Below are 20,043 nucleotides of genomic sequence, written 5' to 3'. Positions count from 1 at the left end.
CGCCGACGGTTCCGACCTTTACAGCGCCCGCACCATCTTGTTCATGAAGCCGAGCTTCTCGATCACGGGCTTCGACAGGATGAAGGGGTAGAGGTCGGGCTGGCCCATGCTGCGGTTCAGGCTGTTGACCGCGTAGGTCAGCGGCAGCCAGGGCTCGATCAGATCCTCGATGTCGCGGGCCTTGTGGGGATTGAAGTCCACCTCGGCCTGCAGATCGGCGCCCTCGCTGACGCGCGGGCGGATCTTCAGGCCGAAGGCGCGCGCGGTCTCCAGCGTGTCGACGATGTGGAGGTAATGCGCCCAGGTCTCGGCGAAATCCTCCCAGGGATGGGCGGCGGCGTAGCCGCTGACGTAGTTGGACTGCCAGTCGCCCGGCGGGCCGGAGGCGTAGTGGCGTTGCAGCGCCTCGCCGTAATCCTCGCGCTCGTCGCCGAACAGGGCGCGGAAGCGCTCCAGCGTGTCCGGGTTCGCGAGCACCAGACGATCCCAGACGTAATGGCCGATCTCGTGCCGGAAATGGCCGAGCAGCGTGCGGTAGGGCTCGCCCATCTCGGTGCGCCGCTTCTCGCGCTCCGCGTCGTCGGCCTCGGCGACGTTGATGGTGATCAGGCCGTTGGAATGGCCGGTCAGCACCGGCGTGACGCTGCCGTCGGGGTTCACCGTGTCGGACAGGAAGTCGAAGACGAGGCCGTTCTCCGGATCCTCGGCGCGGGTCTTCAGCGGCAGCTTGAGGTTGGTCAGCGTGTAGAAGAGGTGGTGCTTGGCCAGTTCCAGCTTGCGCCAGCGCGTCAGGTTCTCCGCGTCGGACAGATCGGGGATGATGTGGTTGTGGCGGCAGGCGGCGCAGTGGGTCGCCTCGTCGTCGTCCTCCAGCAGCCAGTTGCAGGCGTCGAGTTCGGCGTTCCGGCAGAACTTGAACCGCTTGCCCGGAAAGGCCAGCGCGGTCCAGGCGCCCTCGGTCTCCGTCGGCTCCAGCGCGGTCAGCATCCCCGGATCGGGCATGTAGCCGAGCCGGTGGCCGCAGCGTTCGCACAGCGTGTTCTCGAAATAGAGCGGCTGGTGGCAATGCTGGCATTCGAAGAGTTTCATGATGGGCCGCTTTTTCCGGAGGGTGACGGTTCGATGGAGAGTTAAACAGGATTGTTCAAATTCCGCCTTGCGCGCCCCCTCCCCATCCCTCCCCCGCTTGCGCGGGAGAGGGGGCCGGATGCTTGTCGAAGTGTGGCGGCAGTCCCCTCTCCCGCCGAAGGCGGGGGAGGGTTAGGGAGGGGGCACGCGGAGCCGCGTCTGTGCGGTTTTCTTAGGCGGTCGGCTTTTCCGCCGTCTCGACCTCGGCCTCCTCGGCCGCCTCAACCTCCGCCTCCGCCACCGGCTCCTCCTCGGAGAAGGACACCGGCGCCGGGGTTTCCGCCACGCTCCGCAACGCGCGGGCGGCGCGGCGCAGCGCGAAGGAGGTCTTGCCTTCCGGCTCCAGCGCCAGCAGCAGCAGCGACCGTCCGGTCACCATGTAGGTGTCGCCGGTGTTGACGCGCGGCACCTCGTCGGGGTCGGGGGCGTTGGTGTCGACCAGACAGCGCCACACGCTGCCGCCGCTGACCTCGGGCAGGGTGAAGCCGACCACGTCGTGGTGCGAGTTCACCACCAGCAGCAGCGTGGCGTCCATCGCCGGGCGCTTGATGCCGGTCGCTTGTGCCCGCCCGTCCAGCAGCATGCCCAGGCACTTGGCGTTGCCGTCGTGCCAGTGGCCGTCGGCCATCTCGTCGCCGGCCGGGGTCAGCCACGTCACGTCCTTCACGTCGAACTCGGCGTTGTACTCGCCCGACAGGAAGCGCCCGCGCCGCAGCATGGGGAAGGACTGGCGCACCGCGATGACGCGGCGGACGAACTCGATCAGGGCTTGGCCGTCCTCGTCGATGCTGTCCCAGTTCAGCCACGCCGTCTCGTTGTCCTGGCAATAGGCGTTGTTGTTGCCGTTCTGCGTGTTGCCGAACTCGTCACCGGCCAGCAGCATCGGCGTGCCCTGCGACAGCAGCAGCGTCGCCAGCAGGTTGCGCTTCTGGCGCTCGCGCAGGGCCTTGATCTCGGGGTCGTCGGTCGGTCCCTCGACCCCATGGTTCCACGAGATGTTGTGGGAATGGCCGTCGTTGTTGTTCTCGCCGTTCGCCTCGTTGTGCTTGTCGTTGTAGGAGACGAGGTCGTGCAGCGTGTAGCCGTCATGCGCGGTGATGAAGTTCACGCTGGACCACGGCTTGCGGCCGCGCTTGTTGAAGACGTCGCCCGACCCGCACAGGCGCGGCGCCAATTCCGGCAGTTTGCCCTCGTCGCCCTTCCAGAAGGCGCGGACGGTGTCGCGGAACTTGTCGTTCCACTCGGCCCAGCCCGGCGGGAAGTTGCCGACCTGATAGCCGCCGGGGCCGCAGTCCCACGGCTCGGCGCTCAGCTTCACGCTGGACAGGATCGGGTCCTGGAGGCAGCTGTCGAGGAAGCCGCCGCCCTCGTCGAAGCCGTGCGGCTCGCGCCCCAGGATGGTGGCCAGATCGAAGCGGAAGCCGTCGACGTGCATCTCGGTCGCCCAGTAGCGCAGGCTGTCGGTGACCATCTGCAAGACGCGCGGGTGGCTGAGGTTGACCGTGTTGCCGGTGCCGGTCTCGTTGATGTAGTAGCGCTTCTCGTCCGGCATCAGCCGGTAGTAGGACGCGTTGTCGATCCCCTTGAAGGACAGGGTCGGCCCGCGCTCGTTGCCCTCGGCGGTGTGGTTGTAGACGACGTCGAGGATCACCTCCAGGTCGGCGGCGTGGAGATGGGCGACCATCTCCTTGAATTCCTTGATGCTGTTGCTGGTCGCGGCGTAGCGCGGCTCGGGCGCGAAGAAGCCGATGGAGTTGTAGCCCCAGTAGTTCGCCAGCCCCTTGTCGACCAGATGCTGGTCCTGGACGAAGGCGTGGATCGGCAGCAGTTCCACCGAGGTGACGCCCAGGCTCTTGACGTAGTCGATGACCTCCTTGATCGCCATGCCGCCGTAGGTGCCGCGCAAGCGGTCGGGCACCGCCGGGTGCAGCTTGGTGAAGCCCTTGACGTGGGTCTCGTAGAAGATCGTCCGGTCCCACGGCACGGCCGGCGAGGTCTCGCCGCGCCCCCAGGTGAAGGCCGGGTCGATCACCCGGCATTTCGGCATGAAGGGCGCGCTGTCGCGCTCGTCGAAGGTGGTGTCGTCGCCCGATTCCATGACGTAGCCGAAATGCGCCGGATTCCAGCGGATCTCGCCGACCAATTCCTTGGCGTAGGGGTCGATCAGCAGCTTGTTCGCGTTGAAGCGGTGGCCGTTCTCCGGCTCGTAGGGGCCGTGGACGCGGTAGCCGTAGAGCTGGCCCGGACGGGCGTCGGGCAGGTAGCCGTGCCAGATCTCGTTGGTGAATTCGGGAAGCTCGATCCGCTCGAGCTCCTCCTCGCCGGTCTCGTCGAACAGGCAGAGTTCGACCTTCGTGGCGTTGGCCGAGAACAAGGCGAAATTCACACCGATGCCGTCCCAAGTGGCGCCCAAGGGAAAGGGTCGTCCTTCACCGAGCCGCGTCGCCTGTTTCAGAATGTTCGCCATGGTCCGCCTTTTTCCGCGATTGAAAAGAACGCCACCGGAGAGTGGGCGCCCGAAGGTGTGCGTTCAACCCATGGCGGGGGGCCTTGTTCCGGCTTCTTTCGGCGTGAATCCTTTGGGTGCGAAGCGTGGCGTCTTGCCCCGCCCGATGGCCTTTGAAGGATGGCCTTTGAAGAAGGGTTTTACAGGCAGGGGCGGATGTAGGGCCGGTTGGCTTCCCACAGCTCGTCCAGTATGGCGACGGCGGCGTCGGTGGAGGTGATCACCGGGTCGATCAGCAGGGCTTGCAGGGCCAGTTCCTTCGAGCCATGCAGCGCCGCCTCCACCGCCACCTGCTGCACGGCAGCCTGGATCGACAGCAGCTTGACGATGGGATCGGGCAGGCGTCCGAGCGAGACCGGGTGCACCCCCGCCGCGTCGGCGATCAAGGGCACCTCGACCGCCAGTTCGTCGGGCAGGCCGGGAAGGACGCCACGGTTGACCACGATGCCGGATTCGATGAAGCGCTTCCGGTTGTGCAGCACGCCCTCGATCACCGCGACGGCCCGCTCGCCCCAGGAGGGTTTCGTCCAATCCTCCGGGATCGGCTTGGTCCCGTCGATCACGCCGTCCATCAGGTCGCGCAGGATCACCCGCCCGCGCTCGTCGTTGTCGAAGTCGAAGCCGTGCTCCCCGCCCTCCCAGCCATAGGGGAGGTATTCGCCCATGTGGTCGTCGCTGCAGGTCGGCCACAGGCCGAAGGCGCGGAACATCCGCCGGGTCAGGGGGGTGAAGGCGGGGTCGTGGGTGGCCTCGCGCGCGCGCAGCAGCGGGTAGAGGTCGCGCCCGGTGGCGCGCTCGCGGATCGCGGTCAGCCATTGGAAATGGTTCAGCCCGGCGCCCCAGACATCGACCTCCTTTTCGGGCATGCCCAGGATCTGGCACACGAACCAGCGGGCCAGGAAGATGCCGTGGCACAGCCCCAGCGCCCGCACCGACGTGCAGCGCGACAGGCCCAGCACGATCCGGCTTTCCGGGTTGGACAGGTTGAGGAACAGGGCGTCGGGGCAGAGCGCCTCCACGTCGCGCGCGATGTCGACGATCAGCGGCAAGGTGCGCAGGGTGAAGAACAGCCCGCCGGGGCCACCGTTCTCCCCCAGCGTGTGACGGATCCCATGCTTCTTCGGCACCGAGAAATCCAGCTTCCACAGCCGGTTGCGGTCGATGGCGACGGCGCACAGCACGAAGCCGGCCCCCACCAGCGCCGCCTTGCGGTCGGTGGTGGATTCGAGGATCAGCCCGGCGCCGCCCCGCCGGTTCAGTACCCCCGCCAGCGCCGTCATGCGGGCGAGCGCGTCCGGATCGGTGTCGACCAGCGTCAGCGTGCTGCCGGCCAGATCGGTGCTGGAGAACAGATCCTGGAACAGGCTGAGACCGAAGGCGGCGCTGCCGGCCCCGATGAAGACGATCTTGGTGACGTTCGCCATGGCCTTGTCCTCCGTCGCCGGTGGCCCAGTTTGGGATCCTACGCCGGCCGGCGGGCGCCGCCCAGCCCCCGCTTGGCGCTATGCCCCCGGAGCCCCTGCGCCACCGCGTCGCGGCGACGTTCCCCGCATGGCGCTACCGGACAATGTGGTGCATGCTAACAAAAAACGAAATCCTGTCCGGGAGGACAACCGCATGACGTCGCTCACCTTCCCGCCCGGTTTCCGCTGGGGCGCCTCCACCTCCGCCTATCAGATCGAAGGCGCGCTCGATGCGGACGGGCGCGGCGCCTGCGTGTGGGACACCTACACCGCGCAGGGCCGCATCCAGGACGGCAGCAACGCCGCCACCGCCTGCGACCACTACCACCGCTTCCCCGAGGACATCGCGCTGATGAAGGCGGCGGGCTTCGACAGCTATCGCTTCTCCATCGCGTGGCCGCGCATCGTTCCCGCCGGCACCGGCGCCGTGGAGCCGCGCGGCCTGGATTTCTACGACCGGCTGGTCGATGCGCTGCTGGAGGCCGGGATCACCCCGATGGCCTGCCTCTACCACTGGGACCTGCCGCAGCCGCTGGAGGACGCCGGCGGCTGGCAGGGACGCGCGGTCGTCGGCCCCTTCGCCGACTACGCCCGAATCGTCGCCGCCCGGCTGGCCGACCGGGTCAAGGAATGGATGATGCTGAACGAGCCCAACGTCGTCGCCATCCACGGCTACGGCACGGGCGAGCACGCGCCCGGACACCAACTGGGCGACACCGGCATCCTGCGCGCCCTGCACCACCAGAACCTCGCCCAGGGCGCGGCGCTGCGCGCCATCGCGGCGGAGCATTCCGGCCTGACGCTGGGCACCGTGCTGAACCTGCAACCCTCCGTTCCCGACAGCGACAGGCCCGAGGACGTGGCCGCCGCCGCCCGCTGGGACGCGGTGTGGAACCGGGTGTCGCTCGACGGCGTGATGCGCGGGCAAATCCCGCCGTTGCTGGCCGAGGCGATGGCCGACTTCGTGCTGCCGGGCGACGAGGAAGCGATCCGCTACCCCATCGACCTGCTGGGGATCAACTACTACTCCCGCATGACGATGAAGCACGAGGAGGGCCACCCCTTCGACGTCTGGTGGGGCGAGGCGCGGTGCCGGCGCTGGACCGGCATGGCGTGGCCGGTGCAGCCCGAGGGCCTCTACGACCTGCTGACCGAGCTGCGCACCGACTACGCCAACCCCGCCGTCTTCATCGCCGAGAACGGCTGCGCCTACGACGACGTGGTGGCCGACGACGGGCAAATCCACGACGACGAGCGCGTGCTGTTCTTCCGCGAGCATCTGGAGGCGGTGGCGCAGGCGGCGCGCGAGGGCTGCAACGTCAAGGGCTATCTGTGCTGGAGCCTGCTGGACAATTTCGAATGGGCCTTCGGGCTGTCCAAGCGCTTCGGCGTCGTGCGCGTCGATTACGACACACTGGCCCGTACCCCCAAGGACAGCTACCGGTTCCTGAGTTCCGTCGCGAAAGGCGGAGACAAATGAGCTTTCCGACGCTTTGCCCCTGTACTTTCGGGGCGTGAGCACCCATTCGTTGGTGATACGGAGGAATAATCGGAAGCCGACCCCGCCATGGACATGACCGACCGAGCCGGCGAGCCGCGCCCCAGCTTCACGCGCCGCTTCCTGCGCTTCGCCGGCGGCTATTGGGCGGGGGAGGCACGGCTGGGGGTGTGGCTGCTGACCGCCGCGCTGGCGCTGCTGACCATCGGGCAGGTCGTCGTCCCGGTGCTGATCAATTTGTGGAGCGAGCGGCTGTTCGACGCGCTGGAGCAGCGCTCGATGGACCGCTTCGTCACGATGATCGGGGCGGTCGGCGTCATCATCGCCTTCAACATCGTCAACGCGGTGCTGCACCTGAAGGTGAAGCGGCGGCTGCAACTGGGCTGGCGCGACTGGCTGACCCGCAAGCTGCTGGAAGGCTGGCTGCGGCGGGGCCGCCACCACCAGATCGCCTATCTGCCGGGCGACCACGACAACCCCGACGGCCGCATCGCCGAGGACATCCGCATCACCACCGAGATGGCGATCGACCTCGGCCATTCGCTGACCTACTGCGCGCTGCTGCTGATCAGCTTCACCAACATCCTGTGGATGCTGTCGGGCCGAATCTCGGTGACCGTGTTCGGGACGGAGCTGTCGGTGCCGGGCCATCTGCTGTTCATCGCGCTGCTCTACGCCGCCGTGGGCACGACCATCGCGCTGCTGGTCGGGCAGCCGCTGGTCGACGCGGTCAACCGCCGCCAGGGCTTCGAGGCGCATTTCCGCTTCGGGCTGGCGCGGGTGCGGGAGAACGGGCAGGCCATCGCCCTGCTGCACAGCGAATCGGCCGAGCGCGGCCGGCTGTCCGGCCTGTTCGGCGGGGTTAAGACCGGCTGGCACGGCCAGACGCGGGCGCTGGGCCACATGATGCTGTTCAGCGCGACCTATTCGGTGCTGTCGGCGGCCTTTCCCATCCTGGTGGCGGCGCCGCGCTACATCGCCGGGACGATCTCGCTCGGCGTGCTGATGCAGACGGCGCAGGCGTTCCAGCAAACGGTCGGCGCGCTGTCCTGGCCCATCGACAACCTCGCCCGCGCCGCCGAATGGCGCGCCTCGGTCGAGCGGGTGTTGAGTCTGCACGAGGCGCTGGAGCGGCTCGACGACGAGACCGGCAAGGCCGGGCACATTCTGGTCGAGCGCTCGGACGCCCATCGCGGGCTGTCCTTCCACGGGGTCGCCATCGACAATCCGGACGGCACGGCGGTGGTCCACGACTTCGACCTGGAGATCCGGCGCGGCGACCGGGTGCTGATCGTCGGCGACCCGGCGGCGGCGGACCGGCTGTTCCGCGCGGTGGCGCGGGCGTGGCCCTGGGGCCGGGGGCGCATCGTGCTGCCCACCGACAACCGCGTCTTCTTCATGCCCGAGCGCCCCTACCTGCCCTACGACGGCCTGCGCGCGGTGCTGGCCTATCCCGGATTGGAAGCGACCGTCAGCCCCGCCAAGGCGGCCAAGGCGCTGACCTTGGTCGGGCTGGAGCATCTGGCCGGGCGTCTCGACACGCCCGAGCGCTGGGACGAGGCGCTGTCGGTGCCCGAACGCCAGCGGCTGGGCTTCGCCCGCCTGCTGGTCGCCCGCCCCGACTGGATCTTCCTGGAGGACGCCACCGATTCGCTCGACGCCCAGAGCGAGGCGGAACTGCTCGACCTGATCGGGCGCGAGCTGCCCGAGGCGACCGTGCTGACCATCGGCAACCACGCCGGTCTGGCCGCCTACCACACGCGCAGGCTGGTGCTGGAGCGCACCAACGGCGCCGTCACCCTGCGCGAGGCGGCGGCGGGGCCCGCCGCAGAAGTTTCCACGAACGTCCTAAGCCGGATCGTGCACGTTCCGCCCCGGTTGCCCCCACCCCATCCCTCCCCCGCTTCGCAGGGGCGGGGGTAGGACGCCCGTCGGCGGTCGGCGGCGGTCCCCTTCCCCTGCGAAGCGGGGGAGGGTCAGGGTGGGGGCAACCGGGGCAGCACCCATGCAATCCTGCCTAGACGCGATCCTGCCTGGACAAGCGATCAGTCATGCCACGTCGGCAAGGCGGCGATCTGCCCGTTGGACAGGGCCGTGACCAGGGTCCCTCCATCCAAACGCAATTGATCCAGCCCGACGACGACCTCCTTATCGCCGATGCCCACGCTGTTTTCCACGTCGACCACCACGGCGACCGGTTGCCCGGCGGCGTTCATCAGCACCTCTTCGACCTCGCCGATCTTGGCGTTGTTCGCCCCCATGACGTTCATGTCGTCGATCTGGTCGACCGTGAGGTTGAAGCCTGGAACCACAAGCTTGTCGTCTTTGACTTCCCGGTAGTCGCCGGCGGCTCCGGGGATCGCGGCGCTCTGCTGCGCAAGCGCGCTTCCCGCTCCGCCCAGTCCGAGAGCCACCACCGTTGCAAGGACGTGCTTCATGTTCATCGCTGGATCCTTGGGTTGTTGCCCTTGACTCAACATGGCCGCGTGGAGACGGTTCCGATCCACGCGGCCATGGCACGCCTCAGGCTTCGGGTTCGCCCCGACCGCGCCTCACACCCAGGAATCGTCGCCGCCGTCCCCGCCGCCGTCGAAGGACGCGTCGTCGCTCTGGTAGTCGGCGTTCTGGAAGTCGGCGCTCTGGGGATCGGCGTCCTGCTGGTGCGCCACGTCGTGGGATTGCGGCGCGGCGCCGTCGCCGTAGAAGTTGTTGATGATGGTCTCCCCGGCCGCCGGAGCGCTGGCCACGGCCGCCGCCGCCTCGCCGAAGGGGCCCGGCGAATGGCTCAGCATCGAGGAGATGGCGCTCGCCGCCAGCATGCCGCCGGCGACGCCCGCCGCCGTCTGCGCGGCTCCGGCCAGGAAGCCGCCGCCGCGTTGCGGGGCGAAGCCGGATTGCTGGGGATAGCCGCCGGGATAGCCCGGCGGCTGGCCGAAGCCGGGAGGCGGCGCGTAGTTCGGCTGCGCTTGCGGCTGCGGCGCGGCCCAGGGGCTGCGGGACGGCTGCGGCTGGGCCTGCGGCGCCGGGCGCGGCTCCTCGCCGCGGGGGGCGCCCCACGGGCTGCGCCCCAGACCCAGCGCGTTGGACAGGAAGCTGCCGCCGGACGCGGCCGGGGCGGGCTGGGCCGCGCGGCTCTGCGCCTCCTTCACCTGGCGCTCCAGATCCTCGATCCGGGTCTGGGCCGCGGTCAGCGCCTGCTGCTGCACCAGGACGGTCTGCGCCATGTAATAGGCGGACAGGGGCTGGCCCTGCACGGACTGGCGGATGAAGGCCTCCGCCTCCGCGTCGCGCGGCTGGTTCTCCACCTCGCGCAGATGGCGGAACAGGTCGGACAGAAGGCTGCGTTCGTCGGGGGTCATCGTCGTCTCTCCTGAACACCGGCGGCTGGCGCGAAGGGCCGTCCGCAACCCCAATGTGTTCCGCCGCGCGCCGGGAAACAAGATCTCCGGCCTATCCGGTGGCGCCTATGTCGGGCGAACGAGGCTCGGCGCTTCGGTACTGCGACCTTCCGTTTATTGCGGACCCCCTGGAATTGCCGCTACTCTCCAAGGATAGCCGCGAATACGGGCAAGAACCGCCCGAATGGATTCGTCACGGCTCCAAATCGCCGCGCAAGACGGCGATCCATCGCTTCAAATCCTAGGGAGAAAACCATGCCGGTACTGGAGCTGCGGGAGCCGCGCGCACCCGGGACGAATTGTCTGGCGCAGGACGAGATCGCCGTCATCGCCAAGCACGAACACCTGACCCTGGAGGAGGCCGCCGCGCGCGGGGCCGAAATGCTGCGCGAGCCCTGGGGCCACGCGGCCATGCGCCAGATGGTGTGGGACACGCTGACCGACGCCCGGCGCCGCGCCGACGAATCGGCCACCCTGCGCCTGACGGAGCTGTACCGCCGCACCTGCCGGCGCTACCCGTGCCCGCACGACCGCCGGACGTCTCCGACGCGGGAACGGCACCCCTTCCCTTTCGACGAGCGGGGCTGAGGGCCGGCTTTTCTTGAAAATGTTATGATCTTTGGAGTGCGGCGGAACCGCCTATGGCTCCGCCGTATTGCTATATGCCGTTGACGAGCGTGCTTTTTCCCGCGCACTTGTCGCAACATCCGTCACGCGCCCCACCAGGGCGGCGCTGGACATGAAGGACTTTGGCGCCGCGTATGGTGGAATTGACCGATCTTGAGCGCGACGCGCTGACCGAGCTGGTGAACATGGGCGTCGGCCGGGCCGCGACCCATCTCAGCCGCATGGTGTCCGACCAGGTTCTCCTGTCGGTGCCGTCGGTCGACATCGTCAGCCGCGAGGCCGCGACGGAATTCCTGGTCACCCGCGAGCGCTCCGGCCTCGTCGCGGTGGAGCAGGAGTTCCGCGGCTCCTTCGCCGGCCGGGCGCTGCTGATCTTTCCCGAGGTCAACAGCCTGGAGCTCGCCCGCGCGGTTCTGGGCAGCGAGTTGACCCTGGCCGAGATCGTCGATCTGGAACAGGACGCGCTGGCGGAGATCGGCAACATCATCCTGAACGGATGCCTCGTCGTCATCGCCAACACGTTGAAGGACCAGCTGTCGATCTCGCTGCCCGCCGTGCTGCGCGGCAACGGGGCAAACATTCTTAAGGATAAGACCGGGAACGCCGACGACCTCGTGCTCTTTCTCTACATCGACTTTTCGATCCGCAGCCGCAGCATCCGCGGCTACATAGCCTTGCTGATGGGAGTTTCGTCTCTGGAATCGCTGAAACTGCTCATTCACGGATTCATCGAAGGGATCGCGTCCCCGACGCCGTCCGCCGGGATCCCCAGCACGACGCCCGGGACGCCGCATGGATCCGATCCTGTCTGAACAGCCGGCCTGGGCCGAGGACGTTCTCAACGCGCTGGACGCCGGCATCCTGCTGCTGGACCGCCATGGGCGCGTCCGCTACTGGAACAACTGGATGGAGCGCGCGTCGGACGTGCCGGCCCGCGCGGTGATGGGCCACGACCTGTTCGACGCCTTCCCGAACCTGCGCGAATCGCGCCTGCACACCGCCGTGCGCGACGTGCTGGCGACCGGCGCGCCCGGCGTGCTGTCGAACACGCTGAACCCGATGCTGTTTCCGCTGCGCCTGCCCGATGGGCGCAAGATGGTTCACAACGTGCTGATCCGCCCGCTGCCGTCGGGCGGGGAGGCGCGCTGCCTGATCCAAGTGACCGACGTCACCGCCTCGGTCAACCGCGAGCGGGTGCTGCGCGAGCAGCGCGACGCCCGCTACCGCGCCATCGTCGACACCGCCCCCGACGCCATCATCACCACCGACACGCGCGGCACGGTGCAGTGGATGAACGGCGCCGCCGCGCGCCAGTTCGACTACCGCCCGGACGAGCTGATCGGCCGCGACATCCACACCCTGTTCGGCGAGGACGCCCCCGCCTGGGTCGAGCTGTCCGAACGCAATGCGCCCGACGGCGGCGCCTTCGACCAGAGCGGCGAGGCGGTGGAGCTGACCGGGCGCCGCCGCGACGGCAGCCGGATGGACCTGGAACTGTCGATGGCGCGCTGGCAGTCGGAAGGCCGCAGCTTCATCACCGGCATCCTGCGCGACATCACCGAGCGCCGCCGCACCCGCGAGGAGCTGCGCACCAGCGCGCTGTCCATGCGCCAGCTGGCCGAGCAGACCAAGGCGACGCTGGACGCCCTGCCCGCCTTCATCGCCGTGCTCGACCCCGTCGGGCGGATCGTCTCGGTCAACCGGGCCTGGGCGGAAGCCGGGCCGGAGACCGAGTTCCTCGGCCAGGGATCCATCGTCGGCGACAACTACCTGGAGATGTGCGCGCGCGACGGCAACCGCAAGGGCGACCCGCAGAGCGACGCCGACCCGCAGAGCGACGCGGTGCTGGAGGGGCTGCGCAGCCTGCTGGCCGACGGCGGCCTGCCGCTCTCGACGGAATACGCCGGGCATGGCGAGGCCAGCCAGCACTGGTTCCGCTGCCTCGCGGCGCCGATGACCGCCGGCCCCTTCGGCGGCACCGTGCTGATGCACATCGACGTGACCGAGATCAAGTCGATGGAGGCCGCGCTGCGCAAGCTGGTCGGCCAGAAATCGACCCTGCTGCGCGAGGTCAACCACCGGGTCAAGAACAGCCTGCAACTGGTGTCCAGCCTGCTGACGCTGCAGACGCTGAGCCTGCCGAACGAGACCGCCCGCGCCCATTTCCAGGACGCCCGCAGCCGGATCGAGGCGATCGCCCGCGTCCACAACCGGCTCTATCAGGCCGACCAGTTCCAGACCATCGAGTTCGGGACCTACCTGAAGGAGTTGTGCGAGGATCTGGGCCGGGCGTCGGGCGGCGACATCCTGTGCGACATCGCGGTGCGCTCGGACATCGTCGATCTGCCGATCGACCAGGCCGCGCCGCTGGGGCTGATCGCCAACGAGCTGATCACCAACGCCATCAAGCACCGAGGCGGCCAGACCGCCCGCATCGACGTGGCGTTCCGGCGCGAGGGCGACGGGCTGGTGCTGACCGTGTCGGACCAGGGGCCGGGCCTGCCCGCCAACTTCGACATGCGCAAGGGCCGCAGCCTCGGCATGCGGCTGATCACCAGCCTGAGCGGCCAGATCCGCGCCAGCGTCGCCGTCGTTCCGGCGGCGCGCGGCACGACCTTCCGCATCGAGCTGCCGATCCCCGACGAGGTTCCCTCGCTGGAACCGACCGCCGCCGGGGATTACGGCGCATGAGGATCCTGCTGGTCGAGGACGAGGTGCTGATCGCGCTGGAGCAGCGCCTCTATCTGGAAGCGGTCGGGCACGAGGTGTTCGGCCCGGCCACCACGCCCGCCGAGGCCGTGGAGCTGGCGGCGGCGTCCCCGCCCGATCTGGCGCTGGTCGACGTGCATCTGGCCCGCCACACCAGCGGCATCGACGCCGCCCAGGCGCTGGCCAAGCGGGGCGTGGCCTGCCTCTACGTCACGTCCTTCGGCGAGGAGCTGCAACGCGGCGGCGCGCGCGCCGCCGGCCTCGGCTGCCTGGCCAAGCCCTTCTCGGAAAGCGCCCTGCTCGCCGCCGTGGACATCGCCCAGGCGATCCTGTCCGGCGAGCCGCCGCGCAACGTGCCGCAGACGATGGAACTGTTCATTTGAGGGACGGCGACCGGGGGAATCCTACAATTCCCCCAGCGTCTCGTGCAGATCCTCGATCTCCTGGATCCGCTCGCGGCCGGCCGGGCCGGTCAGGCGGATCAGCTCGGCGGCCAGCGCGTGGATCACCGCCATCACCGCGACATGGGTGTCGAGCGCGGCGAGGCTGCGTGTCTCGCAGCGGAAGGTCAGCGGCGGGACCGGCTCCTCCAGGGGGGAGTGGCTGTCGGCGATCAGGATCGTCGGGACTCCGCGCGCCTGCGCCGCGTGCAGCAGCCGGACGATGGACGGCGGGCGGCGGCGGATCCCCACCAGCAGCAGCGCGTCGTCCGCCCCGAGCCCGGCCAGCGTCTCCGCCATGGTTTCCCCGGCGGCGACCATGTGGTGGACCTCCGGCCGCACCTGGATGAACTGCCAGCGCGCGTAGCCGGCCAGGAAGGCGCTGTTGCGCGCGCCGCAGACCCAGACCCGCCGCGCCTCCGCCAGCAGGCGGGCCGCCCGTTCCAGCGCCGCCGGCTCGATCCGGCGGGCGGTGGCGGCGACGGCCTCGGCGCTGCGCTGGAAATGGGCCTCCACCGAGGGGGCGGCTCCCTCCCCCGCCGCCGCGTCCGCCCTGCCCGGCTGGGCCAGCAGATACAGCGGCGACCCCCATTCGGTGCCGCGCCGCGAGGCCAGACGCGCCTCCTCGAAGTTGGCGAAGCCCAGCCGGCGCACCAGCCGCGACACCGTCATCTTCGACACCCCGGCACTCTGCGAAAGCTCGGTCGCCGAATAACCCGACAGCTCGCCCGGACAGGCGAGGATCACGTCGGCCAGCTGCCGCTCGGTCCGGCTGAGTTCGGCGTACCGGTCGCGGATGCGGGCGGTCAGTGCCTGTTCGTTGGGCTTGCTGCTTTTCACGTCAGTCATCTGCGCATCGATTGAGCAACGGTGCACGCCGCCGTTCCGTTACCATCGTAACATATGGCGGCATTGCTGGGATAAACGTAACGGTTCCGGCCCTTTGACCCCCATCGCCCCCGCCCCGTCCGAAGTGGCACGCCGTTTGAAGTAGAGCGGCGCACATCCTTTCGGTTGGAGATCAGGTGCCATGCGGTTTGCAACGATACTCGGTGCCGTCGGCTTTGCCACGGCCGTTCTGACGGGCGGCCTCAGCACGGCGGCCCACGCCGACGCGCTGGAGCGAATCACCAAGGAGAAGGTGCTGCGCGTCGCGGTGCCGCAGGACTTCCCGCCCTTCGGCTCGGTCGGCACCGACATGAAGCCGGTCGGCTACGACATCGACACCGCCACCCTGCTCGCCAAGGAGATGGGCGCCAAGGTCGAACTGGTCCCCGTCACCAGCGCCAACCGCGTCCCCTACCTGACCACCGGCAAGGTCGACCTGATCATCTCCAGCCTGGGCAAGAACGCCGAGCGCGAGAAGGTGATCGACTTCTCGGCCGCCTACGCGCCCTTCTACAACGGCGTCTTCGGCCCGGATTCGGTCAAGGCCGAGACGGTCGCCGATCTCGACGGCAAGACGGTCGGCGTCACGCGCGGCTCGGTCGAGGACATCGAGCTGTCGAAGGTGATCTCCGACAAGGTCAACGTCCGCCGCTACGAGGACAACAACGGCACCATCTCGGCCTTCCTGTCGGGCCAGGTGGAGCTGGTGGCGACCGGCAACGTCGTCGCCGCCGCGATCCTGGAGCGCAAGCCGCCCCGGCTGCCGAACCTGAAGTTCCTGGTCAAGAACTCGCCCTGCTTCATCGGGCTGGGCAAGGACGAGGGTCCGCTGCTGGAGAAGGTCAACGCCATCCTGGCCAAGGCGAAGACCGACGGCTCGCTGGCCGCCATCGCCGAGAAGTGGCTGCACGCGCCGCTGCCCAAGGATCTGTGAGCGTCGCTTGTTAAGCCCTTCTACCCTTGCGGGAGAAGGGTTGGGATGAGGGGTATTCCGCCGCAGGCGGAAAGCTTGCGCCCCCTCACCCCAACCCCTCTCCCGCAAGGGGAGAGGGGCTTCTTCTCCCCTCCCCCTTTCCAGCGCGGAGGTCCCATGGCCTACACGTTCGATTTCTCGTCCCTGTGGGACTACGCGCCCGTGCTGGTCCACGGCGTCGCCACCACGGTCGGGCTGACCGTGGCCGGCACCGTGCTGGGGGTGGGCATCGGCATCGCCGGGGCGGCGGCGCGCAGTTCCGGCAACCGGCCGCTGCGCATCGCCGTCGGCGCCTATGTCGAGCTGATCCGCAACACGCCCTTCCTGGTGCAGCTGTTCTTCATCTTCTTCGGCCTGCCCTCGCTGGGCATCCGCATGCCGGAATGGGCGGCGGCGATCCTGGCGATGGTCATCAACCTCGGCGCCTATTCGACCGAGATCATCCGCGCCGGCATCGACGCCACCCCCAAGGGCCAGGTCGAGGCCGGGGCCAGCCTGGGCATGACCGGCCCGCAGATCTTCCGCTACATCATCCTCGGCCCGGCGATGGGCAAGATCTGGCCGGCGTTGAGCAGCCAGATCGTCATCGTCATGCTGGGCTCCTCGGTCTGCTCGCAGATCGCGACGGAGGAGTTGAGCTTCGCCGCCAACTTCATCCAGTCCCGCAACTTCCGCCCCTTCGAGGCCTATTTCCTGGCGACCGCGCTGTATCTGGCGCTGGCGGTCGGGGTGCGCTGGCTGCTGGCGCGGATGGGCCACCGGATGTTCATGAAGGGAGCCGCCCGTGCTTGAATTCTCCCTGTGGGACATCCTGTCCAACCTGCTGCTGGCGGCGCGCTGGACCGTCGCGCTGTCGGTCATCGCCTTCGTCGCCGGGGGCGTCGCCGGGCTGCTGGTGCTGTTCGCCCGCGTCGCCCCGGTCCCGCCGCTGCAAGGCGCGGCCAAGCTCTACATCGAGCTGTTCCAGGGCACGCCGCTGCTGATGCAGCTGTTCATCGCCTTCTTCGCCCTGCCGCTGGCCGGCATCGAGACCTCGCCCTGGACCTCGGCCGCCGTGGCGCTGACGCTGTTCACCAGCGCCTACCTCGCCGAGATCTGGCGCGGCTGCGTCGAGGCGGTGCCGAAGGGCCAGTGGGAGGCATCCTCCAGCCTCGCCATGAATTTCGGGGAGCAGATGCGCTGGGTGGTGCTGCCCCAGGCGCTGCGCATCGCGGTCCCGCCAACGGTGGGCTTCTCGGTGCAGGTGGTGAAGGGGACGGCCGTCACCTCGATCATCGGCTTCGCCGAGGTCACCAAGGTCGGCACCGCCATCACCAACGCCACCTTCCAGCCCTTCCTGGTCTATGGCCTCGTCGGGCTGATCTACTTCGCGCTCTGCTACCCGCTGTCGCTCTCCGCCAAGGCGCTGGAAAGGAAGCTCCATGCCGCTCGTTAAGCTGTCCAACATCCGCAAGTCCTTCGGCCCGGTCGAGGTGCTGAAGGGCGTCGACATGACCGTCGACGAGGGGCAGGTCGTCGCCATGATCGGGCGCAGCGGCTCCGGCAAGAGCACGCTGCTGCGCAGCATCAACGGGCTGGAGCGCATCGACGACGGCGTCATCGAGGTCGATGGCGAATGCGTCGATCCCAGCCAGATCGACCTGCGGGCGCTGCGCCTGAAGGTCGGCATGGTGTTCCAGCAGTTCAACCTGTTCCCCCACCTGTCGGCCGGCGAGAACGTCATGCTGGCGCTCAAGGTGGTCAAGAAGATGGGCAAGCCCGAGACCCGCGCCGCCGCCGAGCAGGCGCTGGCCAAGGTCGGGCTGGGGCACAAGTTCGACGCCTACCCCTCGCAGCTCTCGGGCGGCCAGCAGCAGCGCGTCGCCATCGCGCGGTCGCTGGCGATGGCGCCCAAGGTGCTGCTCTGCGACGAGATCACCTCGGCGCTCGACCCCGAGCTGGTCAACGAGGTGCTCTCCGTCGTCCGCAAGCTGGCCGAGGAGGGCATGACGCTGATCCTGGTGACCCACGAGATGCGCTTCGCCCGCGAGGTCTGCGACCAGTTGGTCTTCATGCACGGCGGCCGCATCATCGAGCAGGGCGCGCCGGCCGAACTGTTCGACCGTCCCTCCACCCCGGAGCTGGCCCAGTTCGTCGGCATGGTCGAGGCGCGCTGAACGGAGACGCGGCGGCCGCACTTTTCCACACCCTGGAAGAACATCGGCCGCCTGTCGCCGATTGTCGTAAATTGCTGAAAATACCGGAACTCTCGCAACGCAATCAAGGCGCGCCTCCATCGCAGATTTGACTGTGTCGATCTCATACTCCATTATGCAGCCATCAGTCTTTCAACGGAGTTCGATCGTGTCGATTGCAGGCGGTTTCCGGCGTCTCGCCCTGTCTTCCTTCTTGCTTGTGGGACTCGGCACGGCCGCTCACGCGGCGGAGCCGATCAAGGTCAAGGTCTTCGTCGGGGCCATGTTCGAGATCGGCAAGAACACCGGCGACCGCGCCGGCGAGTTCCAGAACTGGTACGAGCGCTACTGGCAGGCCAGCGAGCCCATCGCCGTCAAGGGCGCGCCCAACCCGGTCCACTGCAACGCCGACGGGGTGTGCGGCGCCGTGCTCGGCATGGGCAAGGTCAGCTCCTCGGCGTCGATGCAGGCCATCCTGCTGAACCCGCAGTTCGACCTGTCGCAGGCCTATTTCATCATCTCCGGCGTCGCCGGCACCCCGCCGTCGCGCGGCACCATCGGCGAGGTCAACTGGGCGAGCTGGGTGGTGGACTACGATCTGGGCCACCGCTGGGCGCCGGAGGAGAACAAGGCCGGCGAGCCGACCTTCATGCCGCGCAAGGGCTACGAGGCGGTGCGTCTGTTCCAAATGAACCCCGCCCTGGTCAACTGGGCGATGAAGCTGACCGCCGACACGCCGCTGAAGGATTCCGATTCCGCCAAGGCCTACCGCCAACGCTACCCGCAGGAGGCCGCCCGCCGCGCCCCCTTCGTCGGCACCGGCACCCACATGACCGGCGACACCTTCTTCCACGGCCCCGGCATGTCGGAGCAGGCGCAGTACATCGCCAAGCTCTACGGCGCCGACGACTACGTGATCACCGAGATGGAGGCGGCGGCGATCACGCTGGTCATCAAGCGCTCGCTCGGCTCGGACCGCGTCATGAGCCTGCGCGGCGCGGTCAACTTCGACCAGGGGAACCCGAACGAGACCACCCTCCAGCACCTCGACCCCAAGCCCGGCGAGACGGCCGGCGGCTTCGCCGAGACGGTGGAGAACGTCGCGACGGTCGGCGCCCGGATGACCGACCACATCGTCGCCCATTGGGACCAATGGCAGGCGGGCGTGCCAGCGCCCTGAGGCCTAGAGGTCTTCACACATCTCCTGCATGCATGCTGGTGATTCCGTAAAGCCCCTCTCCCCTTGAGGGAGAGGGGTTGGGTGAGGGGGCGCAAGTCTCCTCGCCTTCGCCTACGGCGAATACCCCTCATCCCAACCCTTCTCCCTCAAGGGGAGAAGGGCCACTCGCTCCAGACACGAAACATCTCCCCTATTGTCCCCATAAACAGAACAATCATGTGCATATTCGCACAATTGTTCCTGACGGGCCGGTTGCCACATGATGTGTCAACGAAACGGCCCGTTGGGCCACGGCCCAGAGGGCAAGGAGGGTTTCATCATGATCACGATCCGTCATCGGGACGAGCGCGGTGTCGCCAACATGGGTTGGCTGAACAGCAGCCACACCTTCTCCTTCGGCCACTTCCACGACCCGCGCCAGATGGGGTTCCGGGCGCTGCGCGTCATCAACGAGGACCGCGTGATCCCCGGCGCCGGCTTCCCCACCCACGGCCACGCCAACATGGAGATCCTGTCCTACGTGCTGAGTGGCGCGCTGGAGCACAAGGATTCCATCGGCACCGGCTCGGTCATCCGGCCCGGCGAGGTGCAGCGCATGAGCGCCGGGCGCGGCATCCGCCACAGCGAGTACAACGCGTCGCAGACCGACTCCCTGCATTTCCTGCAGATCTGGATCCTGCCGGAAGCCAACGGCATCGCCCCCGGCTATGAGCAGAAGACCTACGGCGAGTCCGAGAAGCGTGGCAAGCTGCGGCTGGTGGGGTCGCGGGACGGGCGGGACGGCAGCGTGGAGATCCACCAGGACGTGGATCTCCACGCCGCCCTGCTGGACGGCGCGGAGAGCGCCCGCCTCACCCTGCGCCCCGGCCGCCACGCCTGGGTCCAGGTGGCGCGCGGTCAGGTGCATGTGAACGGCACGCTGCTGAAGGAAGGCGACGGCGCGGCGTTCAGCCACGAGGAGGCGGTGATCCTCGATCAGGCCGATCTCGCCGAGGTGCTGGTGTTCGATCTGGCTTGAAGAAAAAAATGGCCGCGCCGGTGACGGCGCGGCCAGTATCC

At 68.4% G+C, this 20,043-nt stretch carries 18 protein-coding genes; 12 read left to right on the top strand and 6 right to left on the bottom strand.

The window, feature by feature from the left end:
* Positions 1-18: 18 nt before the first annotated feature.
* The 3 genes from EJ913_RS24390 to EJ913_RS24380 all read right to left on the bottom strand — a co-directional run bounded on the left by EJ913_RS24390 (position 19) and on the right by EJ913_RS24380 (position 5,058).
* Positions 19-1,089 carry a zinc-binding metallopeptidase family protein gene (locus tag EJ913_RS24390; RefSeq protein ID WP_127002812.1) on the bottom strand — a complete coding sequence of 357 codons (1,071 nt, stop codon included), beginning with the start codon at positions 1,087-1,089 and terminating at the stop codon, positions 19-21.
* Between the two features lie 211 nt (positions 1,090-1,300).
* Entirely contained in the window at positions 1,301-3,595 is a 2,295-nt protein-coding gene (gene glgX / locus EJ913_RS24385) for a glycogen debranching protein GlgX (RefSeq protein WP_127002810.1), read from the bottom strand.
* Positions 3,596-3,774: 179 nt separating this feature from the next.
* Entirely contained in the window at positions 3,775-5,058 is a 1,284-nt protein-coding gene (locus EJ913_RS24380; protein ID WP_127002808.1) for a family 4 glycosyl hydrolase, read from the bottom strand.
* A 193-nt stretch (positions 5,059-5,251) separates the two neighbouring features.
* On the opposite strand from EJ913_RS24380, the gene EJ913_RS24375 reads away from it, so the two are divergent.
* Both EJ913_RS24375 and EJ913_RS24370 read left to right on the top strand, forming a co-directional pair.
* Positions 5,252-6,577: a GH1 family beta-glucosidase gene (locus EJ913_RS24375; protein ID WP_127002806.1), complete on the top strand. Its 1,326-nt coding sequence runs from the start codon at positions 5,252-5,254 to the stop codon at positions 6,575-6,577.
* Positions 6,578-6,664: 87 nt separating this feature from the next.
* Positions 6,665-8,518: an ABC transporter ATP-binding protein/permease gene (locus EJ913_RS24370; protein ID WP_244939480.1), complete on the top strand. Its 1,854-nt coding sequence runs from the start codon at positions 6,665-6,667 to the stop codon at positions 8,516-8,518.
* 122 nt (positions 8,519-8,640) lie between these two features.
* On the opposite strand, the gene EJ913_RS24365 is transcribed toward EJ913_RS24370, so the two are convergent.
* Both EJ913_RS24365 and EJ913_RS24360 read right to left on the bottom strand, forming a co-directional pair.
* The gene (locus tag EJ913_RS24365) at positions 8,641-9,039 is read right to left on the bottom strand and encodes a PRC-barrel domain-containing protein (RefSeq protein ID WP_244939479.1); all 399 of its coding nucleotides are present in this window, start codon (positions 9,037-9,039) and stop codon (positions 8,641-8,643) included.
* A gap of 108 nt (positions 9,040-9,147) precedes the next feature.
* A complete protein-coding gene (locus tag EJ913_RS24360; RefSeq protein ID WP_127002804.1) occupies positions 9,148-9,954 on the bottom strand; it encodes a DUF2076 domain-containing protein in 807 nt (268 codons plus the stop codon).
* Positions 9,955-10,248: 294 nt separating this feature from the next.
* Between EJ913_RS24360 and EJ913_RS24355 the strand changes: the two genes are divergently transcribed.
* The 4 genes from EJ913_RS24355 (at position 10,249) to EJ913_RS24340 (ending at position 13,712) form a co-directional block, all read left to right on the top strand.
* Positions 10,249-10,581 carry a hypothetical protein gene (locus tag EJ913_RS24355; protein WP_127002802.1) on the top strand — a complete coding sequence of 111 codons (333 nt, stop codon included), beginning with the start codon at positions 10,249-10,251 and terminating at the stop codon, positions 10,579-10,581.
* Positions 10,582-10,754: 173 nt separating this feature from the next.
* Positions 10,755-11,432 carry a chemotaxis protein CheC gene (locus EJ913_RS24350; RefSeq protein ID WP_185909916.1) on the top strand — a complete coding sequence of 226 codons (678 nt, stop codon included), beginning with the start codon at positions 10,755-10,757 and terminating at the stop codon, positions 11,430-11,432.
* Positions 11,413-13,311: a sensor histidine kinase gene (locus EJ913_RS24345; RefSeq protein WP_127002799.1), complete on the top strand. Its 1,899-nt coding sequence runs from the start codon at positions 11,413-11,415 to the stop codon at positions 13,309-13,311. The genes EJ913_RS24350 and EJ913_RS24345 overlap by 20 nt, the downstream gene beginning before the upstream one ends.
* On the top strand, positions 13,308-13,712 hold the full coding sequence (locus EJ913_RS24340) for a response regulator (protein ID WP_127002797.1): 405 nt from the start codon (positions 13,308-13,310) through the stop codon (positions 13,710-13,712). Before EJ913_RS24345 ends, EJ913_RS24340 begins: the two co-directional genes overlap by 4 nt.
* 21 nt (positions 13,713-13,733) lie before the next feature.
* Here the strand turns inward: EJ913_RS24340 and EJ913_RS24335 are convergent, their stop codons facing one another.
* The gene (locus EJ913_RS24335; RefSeq protein WP_127002795.1) at positions 13,734-14,618 is read right to left on the bottom strand and encodes a MurR/RpiR family transcriptional regulator; all 885 of its coding nucleotides are present in this window, start codon (positions 14,616-14,618) and stop codon (positions 13,734-13,736) included.
* A 181-nt stretch (positions 14,619-14,799) separates the two neighbouring features.
* Here EJ913_RS24335 and EJ913_RS24330 point away from each other — a divergent pair, with 181 nt between their 5' ends.
* The 6 genes from EJ913_RS24330 (at position 14,800) to EJ913_RS24305 (ending at position 20,002) form a co-directional block, all read left to right on the top strand.
* Complete coding sequence (locus EJ913_RS24330) at positions 14,800-15,591, top strand: transporter substrate-binding domain-containing protein (RefSeq protein ID WP_127002793.1); 792 nt, start codon at positions 14,800-14,802, stop codon at positions 15,589-15,591.
* Between the two features lie 156 nt (positions 15,592-15,747).
* On the top strand, positions 15,748-16,422 hold the full coding sequence (locus EJ913_RS24325; RefSeq protein WP_127002791.1) for an amino acid ABC transporter permease: 675 nt from the start codon (positions 15,748-15,750) through the stop codon (positions 16,420-16,422).
* Positions 16,415-17,065 (top strand): amino acid ABC transporter permease, encoded by a 651-nt coding sequence (locus EJ913_RS24320; protein ID WP_127002789.1) that lies wholly within the window; start codon positions 16,415-16,417, stop codon positions 17,063-17,065. Before EJ913_RS24325 ends, EJ913_RS24320 begins: the two co-directional genes overlap by 8 nt.
* Positions 17,052-17,786 carry an amino acid ABC transporter ATP-binding protein gene (locus tag EJ913_RS24315; RefSeq protein WP_127002787.1) on the top strand — a complete coding sequence of 245 codons (735 nt, stop codon included), beginning with the start codon at positions 17,052-17,054 and terminating at the stop codon, positions 17,784-17,786. The genes EJ913_RS24320 and EJ913_RS24315 overlap by 14 nt, the downstream gene beginning before the upstream one ends.
* A 187-nt stretch (positions 17,787-17,973) precedes the next feature.
* Complete coding sequence (locus tag EJ913_RS24310; protein WP_211099031.1) at positions 17,974-18,984, top strand: purine-nucleoside phosphorylase; 1,011 nt, start codon at positions 17,974-17,976, stop codon at positions 18,982-18,984.
* Positions 18,985-19,303: 319 nt separating this feature from the next.
* Positions 19,304-20,002: a pirin family protein gene (locus EJ913_RS24305; protein ID WP_127002785.1), complete on the top strand. Its 699-nt coding sequence runs from the start codon at positions 19,304-19,306 to the stop codon at positions 20,000-20,002.
* Positions 20,003-20,043: the final 41 nt, after the last annotated feature.

Source organism: Azospirillum doebereinerae, assembly GCF_003989665.1.
GTDB classification, from domain to species: Bacteria; Pseudomonadota; Alphaproteobacteria; order Azospirillales; family Azospirillaceae; genus Azospirillum; species Azospirillum doebereinerae.
Note: the sequence above shows the minus strand (reverse complement) of the source record. Positions and strands in the feature narration are given on the sequence as shown.

What these genes read in the sequence shown, in the direction of transcription:
- EJ913_RS24390 (WP_127002812.1), bottom strand. Translation starts at nt 1,089, where the DNA reads ATGAAACTCTTCGAATGCCAGCATTGCCACCAGCCGCTCTATTTCGAG.
- glgX (WP_127002810.1), bottom strand. Translation starts at nt 3,595, where the DNA reads ATGGCGAACATTCTGAAACAGGCGACGCGGCTCGGTGAAGGACGACCC.
- EJ913_RS24380 (WP_127002808.1), bottom strand. Translation starts at nt 5,058, where the DNA reads ATGGCGAACGTCACCAAGATCGTCTTCATCGGGGCCGGCAGCGCCGCC.
- EJ913_RS24375 (WP_127002806.1), top strand. Translation starts at nt 5,252, where the DNA reads ATGACGTCGCTCACCTTCCCGCCCGGTTTCCGCTGGGGCGCCTCCACC.
- EJ913_RS24370 (WP_244939480.1), top strand. Translation starts at nt 6,665, where the DNA reads ATGGACATGACCGACCGAGCCGGCGAGCCGCGCCCCAGCTTCACGCGC.
- EJ913_RS24365 (WP_244939479.1), bottom strand. Translation starts at nt 9,039, where the DNA reads ATGAACATGAAGCACGTCCTTGCAACGGTGGTGGCTCTCGGACTGGGC.
- EJ913_RS24360 (WP_127002804.1), bottom strand. Translation starts at nt 9,954, where the DNA reads ATGACCCCCGACGAACGCAGCCTTCTGTCCGACCTGTTCCGCCATCTG.
- EJ913_RS24355 (WP_127002802.1), top strand. Translation starts at nt 10,249, where the DNA reads ATGCCGGTACTGGAGCTGCGGGAGCCGCGCGCACCCGGGACGAATTGT.
- EJ913_RS24350 (WP_185909916.1), top strand. Translation starts at nt 10,755, where the DNA reads ATGGTGGAATTGACCGATCTTGAGCGCGACGCGCTGACCGAGCTGGTG.
- EJ913_RS24345 (WP_127002799.1), top strand. Translation starts at nt 11,413, where the DNA reads ATGGATCCGATCCTGTCTGAACAGCCGGCCTGGGCCGAGGACGTTCTC.
- EJ913_RS24340 (WP_127002797.1), top strand. Translation starts at nt 13,308, where the DNA reads ATGAGGATCCTGCTGGTCGAGGACGAGGTGCTGATCGCGCTGGAGCAG.
- EJ913_RS24335 (WP_127002795.1), bottom strand. Translation starts at nt 14,618, where the DNA reads ATGACTGACGTGAAAAGCAGCAAGCCCAACGAACAGGCACTGACCGCC.
- EJ913_RS24330 (WP_127002793.1), top strand. Translation starts at nt 14,800, where the DNA reads ATGCGGTTTGCAACGATACTCGGTGCCGTCGGCTTTGCCACGGCCGTT.
- EJ913_RS24325 (WP_127002791.1), top strand. Translation starts at nt 15,748, where the DNA reads ATGGCCTACACGTTCGATTTCTCGTCCCTGTGGGACTACGCGCCCGTG.
- EJ913_RS24315 (WP_127002787.1), top strand. Translation starts at nt 17,052, where the DNA reads ATGCCGCTCGTTAAGCTGTCCAACATCCGCAAGTCCTTCGGCCCGGTC.
- EJ913_RS24305 (WP_127002785.1), top strand. Translation starts at nt 19,304, where the DNA reads ATGATCACGATCCGTCATCGGGACGAGCGCGGTGTCGCCAACATGGGT.